At 66.3% G+C, this 19,350-nt stretch carries 15 protein-coding genes; 10 read left to right on the top strand and 5 right to left on the bottom strand.

Going from position 1 to position 19,350, the window contains the following annotated elements; translation table 11 throughout:
- Positions 1 to 208 precede the first annotated feature (208 nt).
- Positions 209 to 1,927, bottom strand: coding sequence for a gamma-glutamyltransferase (gene ggt / locus DBR20_RS11170; protein WP_108266221.1), 1,719 nt, complete (start codon positions 1,925 to 1,927; stop codon positions 209 to 211).
- Positions 1,928 to 2,614: 687 nt separating this feature from the next.
- Between ggt and ilvC the strand changes: the two genes are divergently transcribed.
- The 9 genes from ilvC (at position 2,615) to leuB (ending at position 12,266) form a co-directional block, all read left to right on the top strand.
- Entirely contained in the window at positions 2,615 to 3,589 is a 975-nt protein-coding gene (gene ilvC / locus DBR20_RS11165; protein ID WP_108266220.1) for a ketol-acid reductoisomerase, read from the top strand.
- A 37-nt stretch (positions 3,590 to 3,626) separates the two neighbouring features.
- On the top strand, positions 3,627 to 5,363 hold the full coding sequence (gene ilvG / locus DBR20_RS11160) for an acetolactate synthase 2 catalytic subunit (protein ID WP_108266219.1): 1,737 nt from the start codon (positions 3,627 to 3,629) through the stop codon (positions 5,361 to 5,363).
- Complete coding sequence (locus DBR20_RS11155; RefSeq protein ID WP_089236730.1) at positions 5,347 to 5,598, top strand: ACT domain-containing protein; 252 nt, start codon at positions 5,347 to 5,349, stop codon at positions 5,596 to 5,598. The genes ilvG and DBR20_RS11155 overlap by 17 nt, the downstream gene beginning before the upstream one ends.
- 96 nt (positions 5,599 to 5,694) lie before the next feature.
- The gene (locus tag DBR20_RS11150; protein WP_108266218.1) at positions 5,695 to 6,786 is read left to right on the top strand and encodes a threonine dehydratase; all 1,092 of its coding nucleotides are present in this window, start codon (positions 5,695 to 5,697) and stop codon (positions 6,784 to 6,786) included.
- Positions 6,783 to 8,369, top strand: a complete 1,587-nt coding sequence (locus tag DBR20_RS11145; protein WP_108266217.1) for a 2-isopropylmalate synthase — start codon at positions 6,783 to 6,785, stop codon at positions 8,367 to 8,369. The genes DBR20_RS11150 and DBR20_RS11145 overlap by 4 nt, the downstream gene beginning before the upstream one ends.
- A 10-nt stretch (positions 8,370 to 8,379) precedes the next feature.
- Complete coding sequence (locus DBR20_RS11140) at positions 8,380 to 9,159, top strand: class I SAM-dependent methyltransferase (protein WP_108266216.1); 780 nt, start codon at positions 8,380 to 8,382, stop codon at positions 9,157 to 9,159.
- Between the two features lie 59 nt (positions 9,160 to 9,218).
- Positions 9,219 to 10,637 carry a 3-isopropylmalate dehydratase large subunit gene (gene leuC / locus DBR20_RS11135; RefSeq protein WP_108266215.1) on the top strand — a complete coding sequence of 473 codons (1,419 nt, stop codon included), beginning with the start codon at positions 9,219 to 9,221 and terminating at the stop codon, positions 10,635 to 10,637.
- The gene (gene leuD / locus DBR20_RS11130) at positions 10,637 to 11,215 is read left to right on the top strand and encodes a 3-isopropylmalate dehydratase small subunit (protein ID WP_108266214.1); all 579 of its coding nucleotides are present in this window, start codon (positions 10,637 to 10,639) and stop codon (positions 11,213 to 11,215) included. Before leuC ends, leuD begins: the two co-directional genes overlap by 1 nt.
- Complete coding sequence (gene leuB, locus DBR20_RS11125; protein ID WP_108266213.1) at positions 11,205 to 12,266, top strand: 3-isopropylmalate dehydrogenase; 1,062 nt, start codon at positions 11,205 to 11,207, stop codon at positions 12,264 to 12,266. The genes leuD and leuB overlap by 11 nt, the downstream gene beginning before the upstream one ends.
- 99 nt (positions 12,267 to 12,365) lie before the next feature.
- On the opposite strand, the gene DBR20_RS11120 is transcribed toward leuB, so the two are convergent.
- Positions 12,366 to 13,379 (bottom strand): hypothetical protein, encoded by a 1,014-nt coding sequence (locus tag DBR20_RS11120; protein ID WP_108266212.1) that lies wholly within the window; start codon positions 13,377 to 13,379, stop codon positions 12,366 to 12,368.
- Between the two features lie 160 nt (positions 13,380 to 13,539).
- Positions 13,540 to 14,313: an SDR family oxidoreductase gene (locus tag DBR20_RS11115; RefSeq protein WP_089236746.1), complete on the bottom strand. Its 774-nt coding sequence runs from the start codon at positions 14,311 to 14,313 to the stop codon at positions 13,540 to 13,542.
- A 116-nt stretch (positions 14,314 to 14,429) separates the two neighbouring features.
- Here DBR20_RS11115 and DBR20_RS11110 point away from each other — a divergent pair, with 116 nt between their 5' ends.
- Complete coding sequence (locus DBR20_RS11110) at positions 14,430 to 15,335, top strand: LysR family transcriptional regulator (RefSeq protein ID WP_108266211.1); 906 nt, start codon at positions 14,430 to 14,432, stop codon at positions 15,333 to 15,335.
- Between the two features lie 216 nt (positions 15,336 to 15,551).
- Here the strand turns inward: DBR20_RS11110 and DBR20_RS11105 are convergent, their stop codons facing one another.
- Positions 15,552 to 18,713, bottom strand: a complete 3,162-nt coding sequence (locus DBR20_RS11105) for an efflux RND transporter permease subunit (RefSeq protein ID WP_108266210.1) — start codon at positions 18,711 to 18,713, stop codon at positions 15,552 to 15,554.
- A 3-nt stretch (positions 18,714 to 18,716) separates the two neighbouring features.
- Positions 18,717 to 19,350 (bottom strand): efflux RND transporter periplasmic adaptor subunit (locus DBR20_RS23000; RefSeq protein ID WP_258223301.1); only part of this gene is annotated, 634 nt, incomplete at its 5' end.

The raw sequence follows: 19,350 nt of genomic DNA, 5'->3' as shown, positions 1-19,350 counted from the left end.
TCTTCTTTCTCTTCCGTGGCTGACGCGCACGGAAACTTTCGGGGGGCGTGCGGGTGGGGGTGGTGGGGGTATCCGCGCCATGAATGGCGCGGCTAAGCCTACAAGGACGTATTCACGGCGTCCCCCGACACTCCCACCCGCACGCCCCAGCGCATGAACCTGCTCTGGCGATCAGCCGCGAGGGGGCTCAGCCCGGTGGCCGGGAAACTCAATACCCCGCCGCCTGCCCATCCTTGCGACTCTCCGACGCGCCGTAATACACGCCCGTATCCGGATCCCGCAGGATCGCCTGGTAGCCGCCGTACGGACCATCGGCGAACACCATGCGGTGCCCCTTGCGCATCAGCGCACGCACCGTCTCGTACGGGAACCCTGTTTCCAGATTGACCTCGCCACCATCGTTCATCGCCGTCGCCTGCCCGGTCGGTTCGGTCGAGCCCTCGTGCTGGATGCGCGGCGCATCGCCGGCTTCCTGCAGGTTCATGCCGAAGTCCACCAGGTTCATCACGATCTGCGCGTGTCCCTGTGGCTGCATCGCACCGCCCATCACGCCGAAGCTTGCATAGGGCTTACCGCCCTTGGTGATGAAGGCCGGAATGATGGTCTGGAACGGACGCTTGCCCGGTGCGTAGCCATTGGGATGGTTCTTCTGCAGCACGAACATCTCGCCGCGATCCTGCAGGATGAAGCCCAGCCCCGGCGGTGCCATGCCGCTGCCCATGCCGCGGTAGTTGGACTGGATCAGCGACACCATCATGCCGTCGGCATCGGCCACGGTCATGTAGATCGTGTCGCCCTCTTCCAGCTGCTTGGGCGTACCCGGTTGTACTTCCTTCAGCGCCTTGTCCATCGAGATCAGCGCGCGACGCTGCGCGGCGTACTCCTTTGAAATCAACTTCTGCACCGGTGCCGGCTGGAACGCCATGTCGGCGTAGAAACGCGCGCGGTCGGCGAACGCCAGCTTCTTCGCCTCCACGAACAGGTGCACGTGCTCGGGCGAACCGAACGGAATCTTTGAGAAGTCGTAGCCTTCCAGCACGTTGAGGATCTGCAGCGCGGCGATGCCCTGGCTGTTCGGCGGCAGTTCCCACACGTCATAGCCACGGTAGTTGCTGCTGACCGGCTCAACCCACTCGCCATGATGGTCGGCCATGTCCTGGTAGCTCAGGTAGCCGCCATTCTTCTTGAAGTAGTCGCCGATGGTGTGGGCGATATCACCCTTGTAGAAAGCATCACGCCCGCCGTCGGCAATCTTCTGCAGGGTGTCGGCCAGGTTCGGGTTCTTCCACATCTCTCCCTTGCGCGGGGCGTGGCCGTCGATGGTGAACTGTTCCTTGAAACCCGGATACTGCGACAGCTTCGGCACCGAGCGATCCCAGTAATAGGCGATCACTTCGGCAACGGGATGCCCCTCGCGCGCATAGCGGATGGCCGGCGCCAGGTTGTCGGCCATCGGCTTGCGGCCGAACCGGTCGTGCAACGCGAACCAGCCATCCACCGCGCCCGGCACCGATACCGGCAGCGGACCGGTGGCCGGAATCTCCTTCAGGCCACGACGCTGGAACTCGGCCAGGGTGAGCGACTTCGGCGAGCGGCCGGAGCCGTTGTAGCCGTAAAGCTTCTGCGTCTTCGGGTCCCACACGATGGCGAACAGGTCGCCGCCGACGCCGTTGCCGGTGGGCTCCATCAGGCCCAGCGCCGCGTTGGCCGCAATGGCGGCATCGACAGCCGAACCACCGCCCTTCATCACGTCCAGCGCGATCTGGGTGGCCAGCGGCTGCGAGGTAGCGGCCATCGCATGCGGGGCGATCACCTCCGAACGGGTGGCGAAGGTATGGCCGGTGATACGGTCGGCAGCCTGGGACAGCATGGGCACGGCAGCCAGCACGGCAGCAGCCAGCAGGGAACGGGCAAGACGTCGGGACACGGTCGGGTTCCGGATGGAAAGGCGGTGACCCGATCTTCGCTGCTGCGGCGATCAGGGGCCATGGGCATAGGTCATGGACGGCAGCTCTTCGGTCGATGCGGACCAAGGTCGGCACCTACCAAGGCGAAATCACCCGGAATCCGCGCAAAAAACCCGATGAAAAGAGTGAATTCGGGTTCACCGAAACACTTTCAGCGGCAACCATCCTTGTGCCACAAGCGATTGCACTGCATGCAGCGGAAACTGACAGGAATATCGCTGCGAGGGTTGACAGCGCGGAAACGGCTGTGGTTTTCTCGATCACATGTTGCATCACAACACGCCACCGCGAACCCACATCGAAGCCGCCGATACCGGCGCCGCCTCGCTGCGTTCGATTCTTGTGCTCGTACTTATTACCCAACCAACAGGTGCGGGACGAGCCAGCGTGTAAGCAGCAAACACACCGGAACTCATCAAAACCCGCACCCGCCCAGGTGCGGGTTTTTTCATTTCAGGACCTGGTTTCAGACGCAACCACCATGACCAACGCCCATCGCACAACCCGGACCCGCTGCACCACGAACCCTCGTGGTGGCAGTACCTGTGCGACGCGCGGCGCTGCCCTCCCCGCTTTTCCCTGACCGGCCGGTACGTCGATTCGACTGCCGGCCGTCTTTTTCTTCCCACCCGCAAGGAACCTCCCCCATGAGCACCAACGAACTGCCCCAGACCAAGATCGCCGTCATCGGCTACGGCAGCCAGGGCCGCGCGCACGCGCTGAACCTGCGTGAATCCGGCTTCGATGTGGTGGTAGGCCTGCGCCCGGGCGGCCCCACCGAGGTCAAGGCGCAGGCCGATGGCTTCACCGTGAAGGCACCGGCCGAGGCGGTGAGGGATGCCGACCTGGTTGCGGTGCTGACCCCGGACATGGTGCAAAAGAAGCTGTACGAGGACGTGCTGGCACCGAACATGAAGCAGGGCGCGGTGCTGCTGTTCGCGCATGGCTTGAACGTGCACTTCGACATGATCAAGCCGCGCGACGACCTGGACGTCGTGCTGGTCGCGCCGAAGGGACCGGGTGCGCTGGTTCGTCGCGAATATGAAATCGGCCGCGGTGTGCCGTGCATCTGGGCGGTCTACCAGGACAAGAGCGGCAAGGCCGCCGAGTACGCACTTGCCTATGCCGGTGGCCTGGGTGGCGCACGTGCCAACCTGATCCAGACCACCTTCAAGGAAGAAACCGAAACCGATCTGTTCGGTGAGCAGGCGGTGCTGTGCGGCGGCGCTTCGGCACTGGTGCAGGCGGGCTTCGAGACGCTGGTGGAAGCCGGTTACCAGCCGGAAATCGCCTACTACGAAGTACTGCACGAACTGAAGCTGATCGTCGACCTGTTCTACGAAGGCGGCATCTCGCGCATGTTGGAGTTCATCTCCGAGACCGCGCAGTACGGCGACTACGTCAGCGGCCCGCGCGTCATCGACGCCGGCACCAAGGAGCGCATGAAGGAAGTGCTGAAGGACATCCAGGACGGCACCTTCACCAAGAACTGGGTGGCCGAGTACGAGGCGGGCCTGCCGAATTACAACAGGTTCAAGCAGGCCGACCTGGAGCATCCGATCGAGAAGGTAGGCAAGGAACTGCGCGCCAAGATGGTCTGGTTGCAAGGTCAAGCCGCGTAACAACGCGGCACCCCCACCCGCTCTGCAAGGTTCCCCCATGAACTCTCCCACACACCGCAGCGCGCCGCCCAACGGCGCGCGCTGGCTGACCCAGGCGCTGGAGGCCGAGGGTGTCCGTACGCTGTTCGGCTACCCGGGCGGCACCATCATGCCGTTCTACGACGCGCTGGTGGATTCGTCGCTGAAGCACATCCTGGTGCGCCATGAGCAGGGCGCGGCACTGGCCGCCAACGGCTTTGCGCGTGCCAGTGGCCAGGTCGGCGTCTGCGTGGCGACGTCCGGGCCGGGCGCGTCCAACCTGGTCACCGGCATCGCCGATGCGATGCTCGATTCGGTGCCGATGGTCTGCATCACCGGCCAGGTCGCCACGCCACTGCTGGGCACCGATGCGTTCCAGGAACTGGATGTGTTCGGTTTGACGATGCCGATCGTCAAGCACAGCTGGCTGGTGCGCAGCGTCGATGATCTGCCGCGCGTGGTGGCCGATGCCTTCCGCATCGCCCGCGAGGGCCGTCCCGGCCCGGTGCTGATCGACCTGCCCAAGGATGTGCAGCTGGCCGATGCCAGCCACCTGCCGGCGCATGTGCCGGCCAACGTGGAGCCGCCGCCGGCCGCTGCAGACGCCGCCATCGCCGAGGCCATCGCCGCATTGGCCGCTGCCGAAAAGCCGGTGGTCTATGCCGGTGGTGGCATTGCCCTGGGCGATGCCGTGCAGGACCTGCGCGCGTTCGTCGAAGCCAGCGCCATTCCCACGGTGATGACCCTGCGTGGGCTGGGCGCGCTGCCTCCCCAGCACCCGCAGTCGCTGGGCATGCTGGGCATGCATGGCACCCGTGCGGCGAACATGGCCGTGCAGGAGAGCGACCTGCTGCTGGTGCTGGGTGCGCGGTTCGATGATCGGGCGACCGGCAAGCTGGCCGAGTTCGCGCCGTTCGCCCGCGTGGTGCACATCGATGCCGATGCGTACGAGATCTCCAAGCTGCGCAGCGCCGATGTCGCCGTGCCCGGCAACGTCGGCCACGCCATCCGCGCCCTGCGTGCGGCCTTCCCCTCCCCCAAGGCCCACCAGGACGCATGGCGCAAGCGCTGCGCACAGCATCGCGATCGCTTCGCCGCACGCTACGACGCACCGGGCCAGCACATCTACGCCCCGGCGCTGCTGAAGCGCCTGAGCGAACTGGCGCCGGCCGATACAGTGGTCGCCTGCGACGTCGGCCAGCACCAGATGTGGGTGGCGCAGCACTGCCGCTTCAATCATCCGCGCAACCACCTGACCAGCGGTGCGCTGGGCACGATGGGTTTTGGCCTGCCGGCGGCGATGGGCGCGCAGTTCGCCTGCCCTGAGCGCACGGTGGTGCTGGTGTCCGGCGATGGCAGCTTCATGATGAACGTGCAGGAGCTGGCGACCATCGCCCGCTGCCGCCTGCCGGTGAAGATCATCCTGTTGGACAACAGTTCGCTGGGCATGGTGCGGCAGTGGCAGGAGCTGTTCTTTGCCGAGCGTTACAGCGAGATCGACCTGTCCGACAACCCGGACTTCGTGGCCCTGGCCAAGGTGTTTGGCATCGCGGCCACGCGCATCGATGCGCGTGATGACGTCGAAGGTGGCCTGGCCGCATTGCTGGCCGAGCCGGGCCCGGCCCTGCTGCACGTGGCCATCGATGCACGCGCGAACGTGTGGCCGCTGGTGCCGCCCAATACCGCCAACAGCACCATGCTGGAAAGCAACCCTGCACATGCACGCCAGGAGATCCCCAATGCAATACCGGCTTGACCTGGTGCTGCAACCGGCCGAGGGCGCGTTGCTGCGCGTGATCGGCATGGCCGAACGTCGCGGTTTCGCACCGCGCGCGATCACCGGTGCGCCGGTGGCCGCCGATGATGGCCGTTGGCACCTGCAACTGGTGGTGGACAGCCAGCGCCCACCGGAAACACTGTGCCGGCAGATGGAAAAGATCTACGACTGCGTTTCGGTGCAGATGACCGCACTGGAAGGAGTATCCGCATGAGCGCCCGTACCGTATTCACCACGGTGCCGGTACGGAGGCGTCTTCTTCGCCGCCCGTGCCCGCATGCGGTGGTCGGCAACACCCTGCTGGTGGCCCATGCCGGCCGCTGATGCCAGCAAGGAAAGCGATGTCGGCGACGTAACCGTTGCCGACGTACTGGCCGCGCAGGCCCGCCTGCGCCGCTTCCTGCCGCCCACGCCACTGCATCATGCCGAGCGCTTCGGGACCTGGCTGAAGCTGGAGAACCTGCAGCGTACCGGTTCGTACAAGGTACGCGGCGCGCTGAATGCCCTGCTGGCCGCCCGCGAACGTGGCGATACCCGGCCGGTGATCTGCGCCTCGGCCGGCAATCACGCGCAGGGCGTGGCCTGGGCCGCCTATCGCCTGGATGTGCCGGCCATCGCCGTGATGCCGCATGGTGCACCGGCCACCAAGATCGCTGGCGTCGCCCATTGGGGCGCGACGGTGCGCCAGCATGGCAACAGTTATGACGAGGCCTATGCGTTTGCCGTCGAACTGGCGCAGCGCCATGGCTACCGCTTCCTGTCCGCGTTCGACGATGCCGATGTCATCGCCGGCCAGGGCACCGTCGGCATCGAGCTGGCCGCGCATGCGCCGGACGTGGTGATCGTGCCGATCGGCGGCGGCGGCCTGGCCTCCGGTGTCGCCCTGGCGCTGAAGTCGCAGGGCGTGCGCATCGTCGGCGCGCAGGTCGAAGGTGTCGATTCGATGGCCCGCGCAATCCGTGGCGACGTGCGCGAAATCAATCCTGTGCCGTCGCTGGCCGATGGCGTGCGGGTGAAGATCCCCGGTTTCCTGACCCGCCGCCTGTGCACCTCGCTGCTGGACGATGTGGTGATCGTGCGCGAAGCCGAACTGCGCGAGACCCTGGTGCGGTTGGCACTGGAAGAACACATCATCGCCGAGGGTGCCGGTGCGCTGGCACTGGCCGCCGGGCGTCGCGTCGCCGGCCGCCGCAAGTGCGCGGTCGTCTCCGGCGGCAACATCGATGCCGGCGTGCTCGCCGGCCTGCTCACCGATATCCGTCCGCGTCCGCCACGCAAACCGCGCCGACGCCGCGCAGAAACTCCGCGCTCGCCCAGCAAGGCGACCGCCACCGCTTTCCCCACGCCTTCCCCTTCCCCCCTGCAAGCCGTCGCACCCGCTGTCGAGGAGATTTCCCTGTGACCACCATCGAACGAATTACCACCCCGCGCATCCGCATCTTCGACACCACCCTGCGTGACGGCGAGCAGTCCCCCGGCTGCAGCATGAGCCCGCCGCAGAAGCTGGTGATGGCGCGTGCGCTGGACGAACTGGGAGTGGACATCATCGAGACCGGCTTCCCGGCCAGCTCGCAGTCCGACCGCGAAGCGATGGCCCTGATCGGCCGCGAACTGCGCCGCCCGAGCCTGAGCCTGGCGGTGCTGTCGCGCTGCCTGCAGGCGGACATCGAGACCTCGGCGCGTGCGCTGGAAGCTGCTGCCAATCCGCGACTGCACGTTTTCCTGTCAACCAGCCCGCTGCACCGTGAGCACAAGCTGCGGATGACGCGTGAGCAGGTACTGGAATCGGTACGCAGGCACGTAGCGCTGGCCCGCTCCTACATCGATGACGTGGAGTTCTCCGCCGAGGATGCCACCCGTACCGAGCTGGATTACCTGATCGAAGTGTCGCGCGTGGCGATCGCTGCCGGCGCCACCACCATCAACCTGCCCGACACCGTCGGCTTCACCACGCCGGAAGAGATCCGCACGATGTTCCAGCAGGTCATTGCGGGCGTCGCCGATGTGCCGAACGCAGCCAACGTGATCTTCAGCGCGCACTGCCACAACGACCTGGGCCTGGCCGTGGCCAACTCGCTGGCCGCCATCGAAGGCGGCGCGCGCCAGGTCGAGTGCACCGTCAACGGCATCGGTGAACGCGCCGGCAACTGTTCGCTGGAAGAGATCGCGATGGTGCTGAAGGTGCGCCAGGCCTTCTACGAGCAGGACACCGCCATCGATACCCCGCGCATCGTCGGTACTTCGCAGCTGCTGCAGCGCCTGGTCGGCATGCCGGTACAGCGCAACAAGGCCATCGTCGGCGCCAACGCGTTCGCCCATGAATCGGGCATCCACCAGCACGGCATGCTGCGCCATCGCGGCACCTACGAAATCATGCGTCCGGAAGACGTGGGCTGGGAAGACTCGCAGATGGTGCTGGGACGCCACAGTGGCCGCGCCGCCGTCGAAGCGCGCCTGCGCGCACTGGGCTTCTGGCTGGAAGAAGACGAGCTGAAGCTGGTGTTCGAGCAGTTCAAGGGGCTGTGCGAGCAGCAACGCGTTGTCACCGACGCCGACCTGCAGACACTGATGCAGGGCGGCTCCAACGCACAGGGCTACCGCCTGGCCTCGATGACCATCAGCGATGTCGGCAGCCGTGCCAATGCGCTGGTCGAACTGTCCGACCCGGACGGCAATCGCGTGGCCGAGACCGCGCAGGGTGATGGCCCGGTCGATGCGCTGTTTGGCGCCCTGTCGGCCGCCACCGGCGTGCAGCTGATGCTGGACAGCTACCACGTGCACAGCGTCGGCATCGGCGCCGATGCACGTGGCGAAGCCAACCTGAGCGTGCGCCACGAGGGCGTCGAGTACGACGGCACCGGTACCAGCAAGGACATCATCGAAGCATCCGCGCTGGCCTGGCTGGACGTAGCCAACCGCCTGCTGCGTCAGCGCCAGGTCAACGCCGGCGTCAGCACTGAAGCACCTGCCACCGCCACCGCCTGAGGAATCCAAGATGAGCGCCTTCGACACCGCAACCGCCACCAGCAGCGCTGGCCAGCAGTGGAATGCCCAGGACTATGCGATCGATGCCGGCTTCGTGCCGACCCTCGGTGGCGCCGTAGCGCGTCTGCTCGACGCGCGTGCCGGCGAGCGCATCCTCGACCTGGGCTGTGGCGATGGCGTGCTCACCACCGAACTGGCCCTCAGCGGCGCGCACATGCAGGGCGTCGATGCTTCGCCGGAAATGGTGATCGCCGCCCGTGCACGGGGTGTCGATGCGCGGGTGATGGACGGCCACGCCCTGACCTTCGATGGTGCGTTCGATGCAGTGTTCAGCAACGCGGCGCTGCATTGGATGCCCAACCCGGACCGCGTGCTGGAAGGCGTGCGCCGCGCCCTGCGCCCCGGCGGCCGCTTCGTCGCCGAGTTCGGCGGTCATGGCAACGTGGCCACGATCGTTGCCGCCGTGCAGGCCGCACGCGTCGCCCATGGCCAGGGTGCCAGCACATTCCAATGGTACTTACCCACCGCCGATGGCTACGCCCAACGCCTGCGCCAGCATGGCTTCCAGGTGCAGCTGATCGAATGCCTGCCGCGCCCGACCGCGCTGCCGACCGGCGTTGCCGGCTGGCTGCGCGTGTTCGCCGCACCGCTGCTGGACGACCTGCCGGCCGAGGCGCGCGCCACGGTACGCGATGCCGCCACAGCCCTGCTGGCCGATCTGCCGCGCAACGCCACCGGACAGCCGCTGGCCGACTACGTGCGCCTGCGCGTGCTCGCACGTCGGCGCTGACCTGCCCCTGCTACTTTCTCTTAGATGTCCGCTACTTCGTACTCCTGCCAGGCAAACGCATGACTTCCGCACCCCGCACCCTGTACGACAAACTGTGGGACGCCCACGTGGTGGTTCCAGAAACCGACAGCGCGCCCGCCGTGCTGTATATCGACCTGCACCTGATTCATGAAGTGACCTCACCGCAGGCCTTCACCGAGCTGCGCGAGCGCGGCCTGAAGCCGCGCCGTCCGGATCGGACCAAGGCGACGATGGACCATTCCACGCCGACCCTGCCAGCCGCCGCCGACGGTACGCTGCCCTACGCCAGCGCTGCCTCCGAAGCGCAGGTGGCCATGCTGGCGCGCAACTGCGCCGAGCACGACATCGAGCTGTTCGACATGGCCTCGGACAACCGCGGCATCGTCCACGTGATCGCACCGGAACAGGGCTTCACCCAGCCCGGCATGACCATCGTCTGCGGCGACAGCCACACCTCCACCCACGGCGCGTTCGGGTCGCTGGCCTTCGGCATCGGCACCAGCGAGGTCGGCCATGTGCTGGCCACGCAGTGCCTGCTGCAGCGCAAGGCGAAGACGCTGGCAATCACCGTCGATGGCAAGGTCGCGCCGGGTATCGGCGCCAAGGACGTGGTCCTGCACATCATCGGCGTGATCGGCGTCAATGGCGGCACCGGCCACGTGATCGAGTTCCGCGGCAGTACCATCGAAGCGATGGACATGGAACAGCGCATGACCCTGTGCAACATGTCCATCGAAGCCGGTGCACGCGCCGGCATGGTCGCTCCCGACCAGGTGACGTTCGACTTCGTTGCCAATACGCCACGTGGCCCGAAGGGCGCCGACTTCGACGCCGCCGTGGCCCGCTGGACGCAGCTGCGCAGCGATGAAGGCGCGCACTTCGACAGTGAGGTGCACATCGATGCTGCCGACATCCGCCCGACCCTGACCTGGGGCACCCACCCCGGCACCGCCATCGCGGTGGACGCGCCGATCCCGGCGGCCAATGATGCGGCCGCGCAGAAGGGCCTGGATTACATGCACTTCCAGGCGGGGCAGACGTTGGCCGGCACGCCGGTGGACGTGGTCTTCGTCGGCTCCTGCACCAACGGCCGCCTGAGCGACATGCGCGAAGTGGCGCAGGTGCTGCGTGGTCGTCGCGTCGCCGAGCGCGTGCGCATGCTGGTGGTACCCGGCTCGGAAATCGTCAAGCGCCAGGCAGAGGCCGAGGGCATCCATGAGATCGTGCGCGCGGCCGGTGCCGAGTGGCGCGAGCCGGGCTGTTCGATGTGCATCGCCATGAATGGCGATCTGGTCGCCCCCGGCCAGCTGGCGGTCAGCACCAGCAACCGTAATTTCGAAGGCCGCCAGGGCCCGGGTTCGCGCACCCTGCTGGCTTCGCCGATGAGTGCTGCCTGGGCCGCCGTGCAGGGCCACGTGGCCGATGCCCGTGAACTGTTCGCACAGGAGGTGGCCTGATGAGCGGCTTCCGCACCCTCACCTCGTCCAGCGTGGTGCTGGCGCAGACCAATATCGATACCGACCAGATCATTCCGGCGCGGTTCCTGTCGACCACCGAGCGCGCCGGCCTGGGCCGCAATGCGTTCAACGACTGGCGCTGGCAGGCCGATGGTTCGCCGGTGGCCGATTTCGCCTTCAACCAGCCGCACAACGCCAGCCGCAGCATCCTGCTGGCCGGGCGCAACTTCGGCTGCGGCTCATCGCGCGAGCATGCGCCGTGGGCGCTGACCGACCTCGGCCTGCGCGCCATCGTCAGCAGCGAGATCGCCGATATCTTCCGCGGTAATTCGCTGAAGAACGGCCTGCTGCCGATCGTGCTGGACGAAGCCGACGTGCAGGTGCTGATGCAGCGCCCGGACGATGAGCTGACCATCGACGTGGCCACGCGCGAACTGCGCACACCCGATGGCCGCGTGTATTCCTTCCCATTGGACGGCTTCTCGCAGACCTGTCTGCTGGAAGGCGTCGATCAATTGGGTTATCTGTTGGGCCGTGTCCCTGAAATCGAACGTTACGAGAGTGAGCATGCACGCTGAAATTGTTGTCCTGCCCGGTGATGGCATCGGCCCGGAAGTCGCCGCCGCTGCGGTCGCCGTTCTGAAAGCCGTGGCCGAACGCTTCAACCACACCTTCACCTTCAGCGAGCACGATATCGGTGGCATCGCCATCGACCGTCACGGCGAGCCGTTGCCAGCCTCGACCCTGGCCGCCTGCCAGGCCGCCAACGCGGTGCTGCTGGGCGCGGTGGGCGGCCCGAAGTGGTCCGACCCGAACGCCAAAGTGCGCCCGGAACAGGGCCTGCTGGCGATCCGCAAGGCGCTGGGCCTGTATGCCAACCTGCGTCCGGTACGCACCCACGAAGCCGCACTGCACGCCTCGCCGATCAAGGCCGAGCTGCTGCAGGGCGTGGACTTCGTGGTGGTGCGCGAACTGACCGGTGGCATCTACTTCGGCGACAAGACCCGCGATGCCGACAGCGCCAGCGATCTGTGCCGCTACACCGTGGCCGAGATCGAGCGCGTGCTGCGCAGTGCCTTCCGCCTGGCGCAGCAGCGTCGCGGCAAGGTCACCTCGGTGGACAAGGCCAACGTGCTGGAAACCTCACGCCTGTGGCGTGACGTGGCCGCGCGCATCGGCCGCGAGGAGTTCCCGGACGTGGCGCTGGAACACCAGCTGGTCGATTCGATGGCGATGCACCTGCTGGCCAAGCCGCGCGAGTACGACGTGATCGTGACCGAGAACATGTTCGGCGACATCCTCACCGATGAAGCCTCGATGCTGGCCGGTTCGCTGGGCCTGCTGCCGTCGGCCTCGCTGGGCGAGCCGGGAGCGGTCGGCATCTACGAACCGATCCACGGTTCGGCACCGGACATCGCCGGCAAGGGCATCGCCAACCCGTACGCGACGATCTTCAGCGCGGCGATGCTGCTGCGCCATTCGCTGGGGCTGGACGCCGAAGCCGCAGCAGTGGAAGCGGCGGTGCACGCCGTGCTGGACGATGGCGTGTTCACTGCCGATCTGGCGGCGAAGGGTTCGGCCGTGAGTACTGCAGCAGCCACCGACGCGGTGCTGGCCAAGCTGGGATGAAGCGCGCGGGTGCCGGGACATACCCGGCACCCTTTGCATGTCCATCGGTAGCGGCGAGTCCTACCCGGCCTGCTGCTGGTTGCCCGGCATGAGATCCGCTCAGCGCGACGTGCTGCGCGCGTAGTCGCTGGCGCAACCGGCAACAACGCGACCTTCGTCGGTGCGCATCACGATGTGCTGCGGGATCCAACTGCCACCGCTGAAAGCAACCGGCGGCAACAGACGCTGCCACGCATCCTTGCTGACCGTATGCGAGGTGTCCATGCCCGCCTGGACAAGCACTGGTGCCACCGGAACGGCACCGAGATCCGCGCCGAAGAAACCACCGAACGCCAGCGCAATCGTGTGCGTGGAAACGCCGTACGCCTGGATAGGCACCTGCAACCCGATCAGCAGCAGGTGCAGATCATCATCACCAACGGTGTAGTTCACCTCTTTGACCGAACGGACATCCTGCGGCCATTCGAACTGCGGCTGTTCGGAAAGCCGCTGCCAGAACGCCTGCAGCCGGCGCATGCCGCCTTCATCGGCGCGGCAGTGAATGGCATCCTGCAGGTCCTGGACTTCAACAGCCGGCAGCTGACGCACCGCTGCCCTGTTACCGTTCGTGGAGGGAGCACAGCCCAGTCGATAGCCGTCGCCCGCACTGCGCACGATGATCGGTGTGGTGGGCGTCGACCATAGCTCGAACGGCTCCTGCAGCGTGCTCGACTGCAGCCGCAGGCCGTGCGCAGCGACGATACGATCGCGCTGTGCGGGGTCCAGCGCAACCGAGAACCCGAACGCATCAGCGAACAGCCGTGGCACTTCGACACCGTGGACGGTCATCGACTGTGGCGGAGTGATGACGGTCACCCGGTGATCGTCATCCTCACCCTCCTGCTCGAATCGCCAGTCGCGCAGGTACGGCAGTCGTTCGGCAGCGTCGGCGTAGCGTGCCGCGCGCAGGCGGCTGACAACGGCCTGCTGGACTTCCGCGCTCGCGCCGCACTCAAGTACGTCCCGCAGGTCATGCTGGAACAGCAGAGCATCGGCGTCCGCCGGCTGCGCAATGGCAGAGCCGCTGCAGGCGACCAGCAGCAGCACCGAAGCGCAGGTCGTACGGAAGAACATGGCAGGCGCTCCGGCCCTGGAACTGGCCGCTATTGTGCCCGTGAACGCGCTGAAGCTGTCCACTTGGGGACCAACAGTAGATCCACGCCATGCGTGGATGAGGCCAAGAGCATCGACGCATGGCGTGGATCTACTGCACGAACTCAAGCCTCGCGTGTCTCTACTTCGTGGTGTAACCACCATTGACCAGAATGGTCTGCCCGGTCATCCACCAGCCATCGGTCACCAGGAAGCGGATCCACGGCACGATGTCGGCGATGTCGGTCAGGCCGGTGCGGGTGAACGCCGACAGCGCCGCGGCGGTCTTGTGATACGCCTGCGCATCGGCACTCTCGGCCGGATAGAAGAACGGCGTATCCATCGGCCCGGGACCGATCGCGGTCACCGAAATCCCACGCTCGCCAAACTCCTTCGATGCTGCGCGGGTGAAGTGTTCCACCGGCGCCTTGGTGCCGGCGTAGCTGGAATAGAACGGAGTGAACGCACCGAGCAGCGAAGTGACCAGCGTGCAGATGCGGCCGCCGTCGTTGACATGGCGTCCGGCTTCCTTGAGGAAGAAGAACGCCGTTTTCGCATTGACCGCGCTCATCTGGTCGTACTCCGCTTCGCTGATCTCCAGCATCGGCTTCTTCAGCACTTTGCCGACGGTGTTGATGGCGATGTCAGGGCGACCGACGGCGGCAACCGCGTCGGCGAACAGGCGCTCCATCGCCGCGGCCGAGGTCAGATCGGCCTGCAACGCCACGGCCTTTGCGCCTGCGGCCTGCACGGCTGCAACGGTCGCCTCGGCATCGGCTTGAGTAGCGGCGCTGTTGTAGTGGATGACGATGGCCTTGGCGCCCTGCTCGGCGAAGTCGCGGGCGATCAGCCCGCCGAGATTCTTGGCGCCACCGGCGATCAGCACGGTCTTGCCCTGGATACGGTGGTCGGTCATGGCATCGGTCTCGGTAAGGGGCTGCCGGGCTGGCAACCCTGTGCAGACGACGATATCGTGCAGAAATTGCGGATAAAGCCCGCAACATTGACTTAACTTTCCAGAGTGGGCGAACAATGGACCGGATCGAGCGTTTCCGCATCTTCGCGCGGGTGGTGGAGTGCACCAGCTTCACCCGCGCCGCCGACCAGCTCGGCCTGCCCCGCTCCACCGTCTCGGCGGCCGTGGCGGAACTGGAACAGCGCCTGGGTACGCGCCTGCTGCAGCGCTCCACCCGCAGGGTCTCCACCACCCACGATGGCGACACCTTCTACGTGCGCTGCCTGCGCCTGATCGCCGAAATGGAAGATGCCGAGTCGCTGTTCCGGCAGGAAGATGCGCAGCCGAGGGGCCTGTTGAAGATCGATGTACCCAGCCGGATCGGTCGCCGCATCATCGCTCCGGCCCTGCCCGACTTCTTCGCACGGCACCCCCAGGTCGAGCTGGACCTGGGCATGACCGATCGCGCGGTGAATCTGATCGAGGACGGCTGCGATGCGGTGCTGAGGGTGGGCCAGCTGGGTGACTCCAGCCTGGTGGCCCGCACGCTGGGACAGCTCGACTTCGTCAATGTTGCCGCGCCTGCGTACCTGCAGGAACACGGCGTACCACAGCATCCTGCTGATCTTCAGCAACACCGTGCGGTGAACTATGCGTCGCCGACCACGGCGCGGGTAGAGCCATGGGAATGGCAGGACGGCGCACAGCTGCACACGCTGCCGATGCCCGGCTGGGTGCGGGTGAACAACGCCGAGGCATCGATTGCCTGCTGTGTCGCAGGGCTGGGACTACTGCAGATTCCGCGCTACGACGTGCAGGCCGAACTGCACTCCGGTGCACTGGTGGAAGTGATGCCGCAGTACGTGGCGCAGCCGTTGCCGGTGACCCTGTTGCTGCCGCATCGGCAGCATCGTGCGCAACGTGTGCAGGTGTTCCTGGATTGGCTGGAGCCGCTGCTGCGGACCGGCCTCGAGTTGCAGTAGATCCACGCCATGCGTGGATGGGCGGGCCAGGACATCCGTAGCCACCCATGGGGTGGCTCTACCAGTGGATCCACGCAATGCGTGGATGGGCGGGCCAGGGATCCGCAGCCACCCATGGGGTGGCTCTACTGGTAGATCCACGCCATGCGTGGATGCATGCATCCATGCCAACCAAGGTTGGCACCTACCAAAGCGGTGGCCCAGGAACCCGGGGCATTACGCCCCGGATTCGTCCGGCTTGACCCGGAACCACGCCGCATACAACGCCGGCAGGAACACCAGCGTCAGCACCGTGCCCACGATCAACCCACCCATGATCGAAATCGCCATCGACCCGTAGAACGCACTGCGCGACAGCGGAATCATCGCCAGCACCGCGGCCAGCGCGGTCAGCACGATCGGGCGGAAACGCCGCACCGTCGCATCGATGATCGAATGCCAGCGGTCATGCCCGGCATCGATGTCCTGCTGGATCTGGTCGATCAGGATCACCGAGTTGCGCATGATCATGCCCGCCAGCGCGATGGTGCCCAGCAGTGCCACGAAGCCGAACGGCGCGCGGAACAACAGCAGGAACAGCGTCGCACCGATGATGCCCAGCGGCGCGGTCACCAGCACCATCGCCGCACGCGAGAAGCTGCGCAGCTGCAGCATCAGCAACGTGGCCACCACGATCAGGAACAGCGGCATGCCGGCCTTGATCGAGTTCTGCCCGCGAGCCGAATCCTCAACCGAGCCGCCGGTTTCCAGCAGGTAGCCACTGGGCAACTCGGCACGGATGCCATCCAGCGTCGGCACGATCTGCTGCACCACGTCCAGCGGCTGCTTGCCATCGCTGATGTCGGCGCGCACGGTCACCGTCGGCAGGCGGTTGCGGTGCCAGATGATGCCGTCCTCGAAGGCGTATTCCAGCCGCGCGACCTGCGACAGCGTCACCGCGGTGCCACTGCTGGTCGGAATCGCCAGGCTGCCGAGCAGGTCCAGCTGCGCGCGCTCATTGTCCGGGCCACGCAGCAGCATCTCGATCTGGCGGTTGCCTTCGCGATAGGTGCTCACGCTCATGCCCGACAACGAACTGCTGAGGAACTGGCTGACCTGGGCACTGCTGACACCCAGCGCGCGTGCGCGGTCCTGGTCGATCACCAGCCGCACCACCTTGCTCGGCTCGCTCCAGTCCAGGTTCACGTTCATCACGTGCGGGTTCTCGCGCACCTTGGCCTCGACCTTGCGCGCAATCGCCTGTACCTGTGCGATGTGCTCCCCGGACACGCGCATCTGCACCGGATAGCCGACCGGCGGCCCATTCTCCAGGCGCGTCACGCGCATCTGCACATCGGGGAACTGCTTTATCACTTCCTTCAGCATCCAGTCGCGGGTCGATTCGCGGGCCTTGGCGTCTTCGGTGAGCACCACGAACTGGGCGAAGTTGGTCGCCGGCAGCTGCTGGTCCAGCGGCAGGTAGAAGCGCGGCGAACCGGTGCCGACGTAGGCCACGTAGTTGCTGATGCCTTCGCGGCCCTTCAACAGCTTCTCCAGCTTGTCGGCCTGTGCCTGGGTCGCGGCCAGCGACGCACCTTCGGCCAGCTCGATGTCCACCATCAGTTCCGGGCGGGTCGAATCGGGGAAGAACTGCTGCGGCACGAAACGGAACAGCACCAGCGAACCGATGAACAGTGCGATGGTCGCACCGATCACCCACCAGCGATGCCGCAGGCAGGTATCCAGGAACGACCGGAAGCGGGTGTAGAACGGCCGCTGGTACGGATCATGATCGTGCGCATGCACCTTCGGTGCGATCCAGCGCGCGAGCGACGGATGCCGGTCAGCCCACTGCAGGCGTTTTGCGCGCCAACGGCCCGCCAGACTGTCCGGCTTGGGCAGCTGCGGATTGAACAGGTCCGGCAGCATCTTGTCGCCCAGGTACGGGATGAACAGCACTGCAGCAATCCACGACACCACCAGCGCGATGGTCACCACCTGGAACAGCGAGCGGGTGTACTCACCGGTGCTCGATGCGGCAGTGGCGATGGGCAGGAAGCCAGCAGCAGTGATCAGGGTGCCGGTCAACATCGGGAATGCGGTGGATTCCCAGGCGAAACTGGCCGCACGCAGGCGGTCGTAGCCCTGCTCCATCTTGGTGGCCATCATCTCCACCGCGATGATCGCGTCGTCCACCAGCAGGCCCAGTGCCAGCACCAGCGCACCCAGCGAAATCTTGTGCAGGCCGATGTCGAAGTAGTGCATGACGAAGAAGGTCATCGCCAGCACCAGCGGAATGGTCACGCCCACCACCAGGCCGGTACGCAGGCCCAACGAGAAGAAGCTGACCAGCAGCACGATCACCACCGCTTCGGTGAGCACCTGCACGAACTCGCCCACCGACTCTTCCACCGCATGTGGCTGGTCGGACACCTTGCGCAGCTGCATGCCGGCCGGCAGGGTTTTCTGCAGGCGTTCGAACTCGGCATCCAGGGTGGCACCGAGCTTGAGGATGTCACCGCCGTCCTTCATCGCGACCGCCAGGCCGATCGCATCCTGGCCCATGAAACGCATCTTCGGCGAAGAGGGATCGGCGAAGCCACGCTTGACCTCGGCGATGTCGCCCAGGTGCAGCGTGCGTTCGCCCGCCTGGATCGGGAACTTGCGGATGTCCTCGATCGAATCGAACTGGCCGGTCACGCGCAGCTGCACGCGGTCGGTCGGGGTTTCGAAGAAGCTGGTGGCGCTGACCGCATTCTGGTCGGCCAGTGCCTGCTGCACCTGCTGCAGCGATACGCCCAGCGTGGCCAGCTTGGTGTTGGACAACTCGATCCACACCTTCTCGTCCTGCAGGCCGACCAGGTCGATCTTGCCGACGTCGGGCACGCGCTGCAGTTCCAGCTGGATGCGGTCGGCATAGTCACGCATCACTGCGTAGTCGAAGCCTTCCCCGGTCAACGCATAGATGTTGCCGAACGTGTCGCCGAACTCATCGTTGTAGAAGGGCCCGACGATTTCCCTCGGCAGCGTCGCGCGGATATCGCCCACGCGCTTGCGCACCTGGTACCAGAGGTCCGGGATCTGCTTGGAGCGCAGGCTGTCGCGCGCCATGAAGATCACCTGCGATTCGCCCGGGCGCGAGTACGAGCGGATGAACTCGTACTCGCCGGTGTTCATCAGCGCTTTTTCGATCGGCTCGGTCACCTGCCGCGAGACCTGCTCGGCGGTGGCGCCCGGCCACATCGTGCGTACCACCATCGCCTTGAAGGTGAACGGCGGATCTTCGGACTGGCCCAGGTGCTTGTACGACCAGGCACCGATGACGGCGAACGCCAGCATCGCGAACAACACCAGCGCACGGTTGCCCAGCGCCCATTCGGAGAGATTGAAGCGGCGCACGGGTCAGTGCCCCTTGCCTGCGGCCGGCGCCGGCGTGGCGGCCGACGGCGCCAGCACCGGGCGGTTCTGGCGATCGACCGGCGTCACCACCTGGCCTTCGCGCAGCAGGTGGCCGCCGGCAGCGACCACCCAGTCCGCCGCGCCCACGCCGGACACGACCGGCACGGCCTGCGCGCCATAGGCACCGACCTGCACCGGGGTTGCCTTCAACGCGCCACTGGACGGATTGACCACCCATACGCTGGCCTTGCCGTCACTGCCGCGCAGCACGGCCGCCAGCGGCAGCTGCAACGCGCCGCTGCGACCGGCAGTGGCGAACACCCGCGCACTCTGGCCCAGCTCCACTTCACTCAGTGCTTCCGGCGCCAGGCTGACCCGCGTGGCATAGGTACGGGCCTGTGCATCGGCGGCCGGCGCGATCTCGCGCAGGGTGCCGGGCAGCAGCTGGCCCGGGCGGTTCCACAGTTCCACCTGTACCGACTGGCCGACCTTGTAGTCGCGGATATTGCTTTCCGGCAGCGCGATCAGCACCTCACGGCCACCGTCGGCGGCCAGGGTGAACACCGTCTGCCCAGCGCTCACGACCTGCCCTGCTTCGGCCTGGCGGCTGGCAATCACGCCATCGGCGGGCGCGCGC

Origin of the sequence: Stenotrophomonas sp. HMWF023 (assembly GCF_003060985.1) — a bacterium.
GTDB lineage: Bacteria > Pseudomonadota > Gammaproteobacteria > Xanthomonadales > Xanthomonadaceae > Stenotrophomonas > Stenotrophomonas lactitubi.
This window is presented reverse-complemented; position numbering and strand designations above follow the sequence as displayed.

Bases quoted from the DNA above. Each gene is read 5' to 3' on its own strand.
- DBR20_RS11150 (WP_108266218.1), top strand. From the start codon at position 5,695: ATGCCGGCCGCTGATGCCAGCAAGGAAAGCGATGTCGGCGACGTAACC.
- DBR20_RS11155 (WP_089236730.1), top strand. From the start codon at position 5,347: ATGCAATACCGGCTTGACCTGGTGCTGCAACCGGCCGAGGGCGCGTTG.
- leuB (WP_108266213.1), top strand. From the start codon at position 11,205: ATGCACGCTGAAATTGTTGTCCTGCCCGGTGATGGCATCGGCCCGGAA.
- leuC (WP_108266215.1), top strand. From the start codon at position 9,219: ATGACTTCCGCACCCCGCACCCTGTACGACAAACTGTGGGACGCCCAC.
- DBR20_RS11140 (WP_108266216.1), top strand. From the start codon at position 8,380: ATGAGCGCCTTCGACACCGCAACCGCCACCAGCAGCGCTGGCCAGCAG.
- DBR20_RS11110 (WP_108266211.1), top strand. From the start codon at position 14,430: ATGGACCGGATCGAGCGTTTCCGCATCTTCGCGCGGGTGGTGGAGTGC.
- DBR20_RS11115 (WP_089236746.1), bottom strand. From the start codon at position 14,313: ATGACCGACCACCGTATCCAGGGCAAGACCGTGCTGATCGCCGGTGGC.
- ilvG (WP_108266219.1), top strand. From the start codon at position 3,627: ATGAACTCTCCCACACACCGCAGCGCGCCGCCCAACGGCGCGCGCTGG.
- ilvC (WP_108266220.1), top strand. From the start codon at position 2,615: ATGAGCACCAACGAACTGCCCCAGACCAAGATCGCCGTCATCGGCTAC.
- leuD (WP_108266214.1), top strand. From the start codon at position 10,637: ATGAGCGGCTTCCGCACCCTCACCTCGTCCAGCGTGGTGCTGGCGCAG.
- DBR20_RS11120 (WP_108266212.1), bottom strand. From the start codon at position 13,379: ATGTTCTTCCGTACGACCTGCGCTTCGGTGCTGCTGCTGGTCGCCTGC.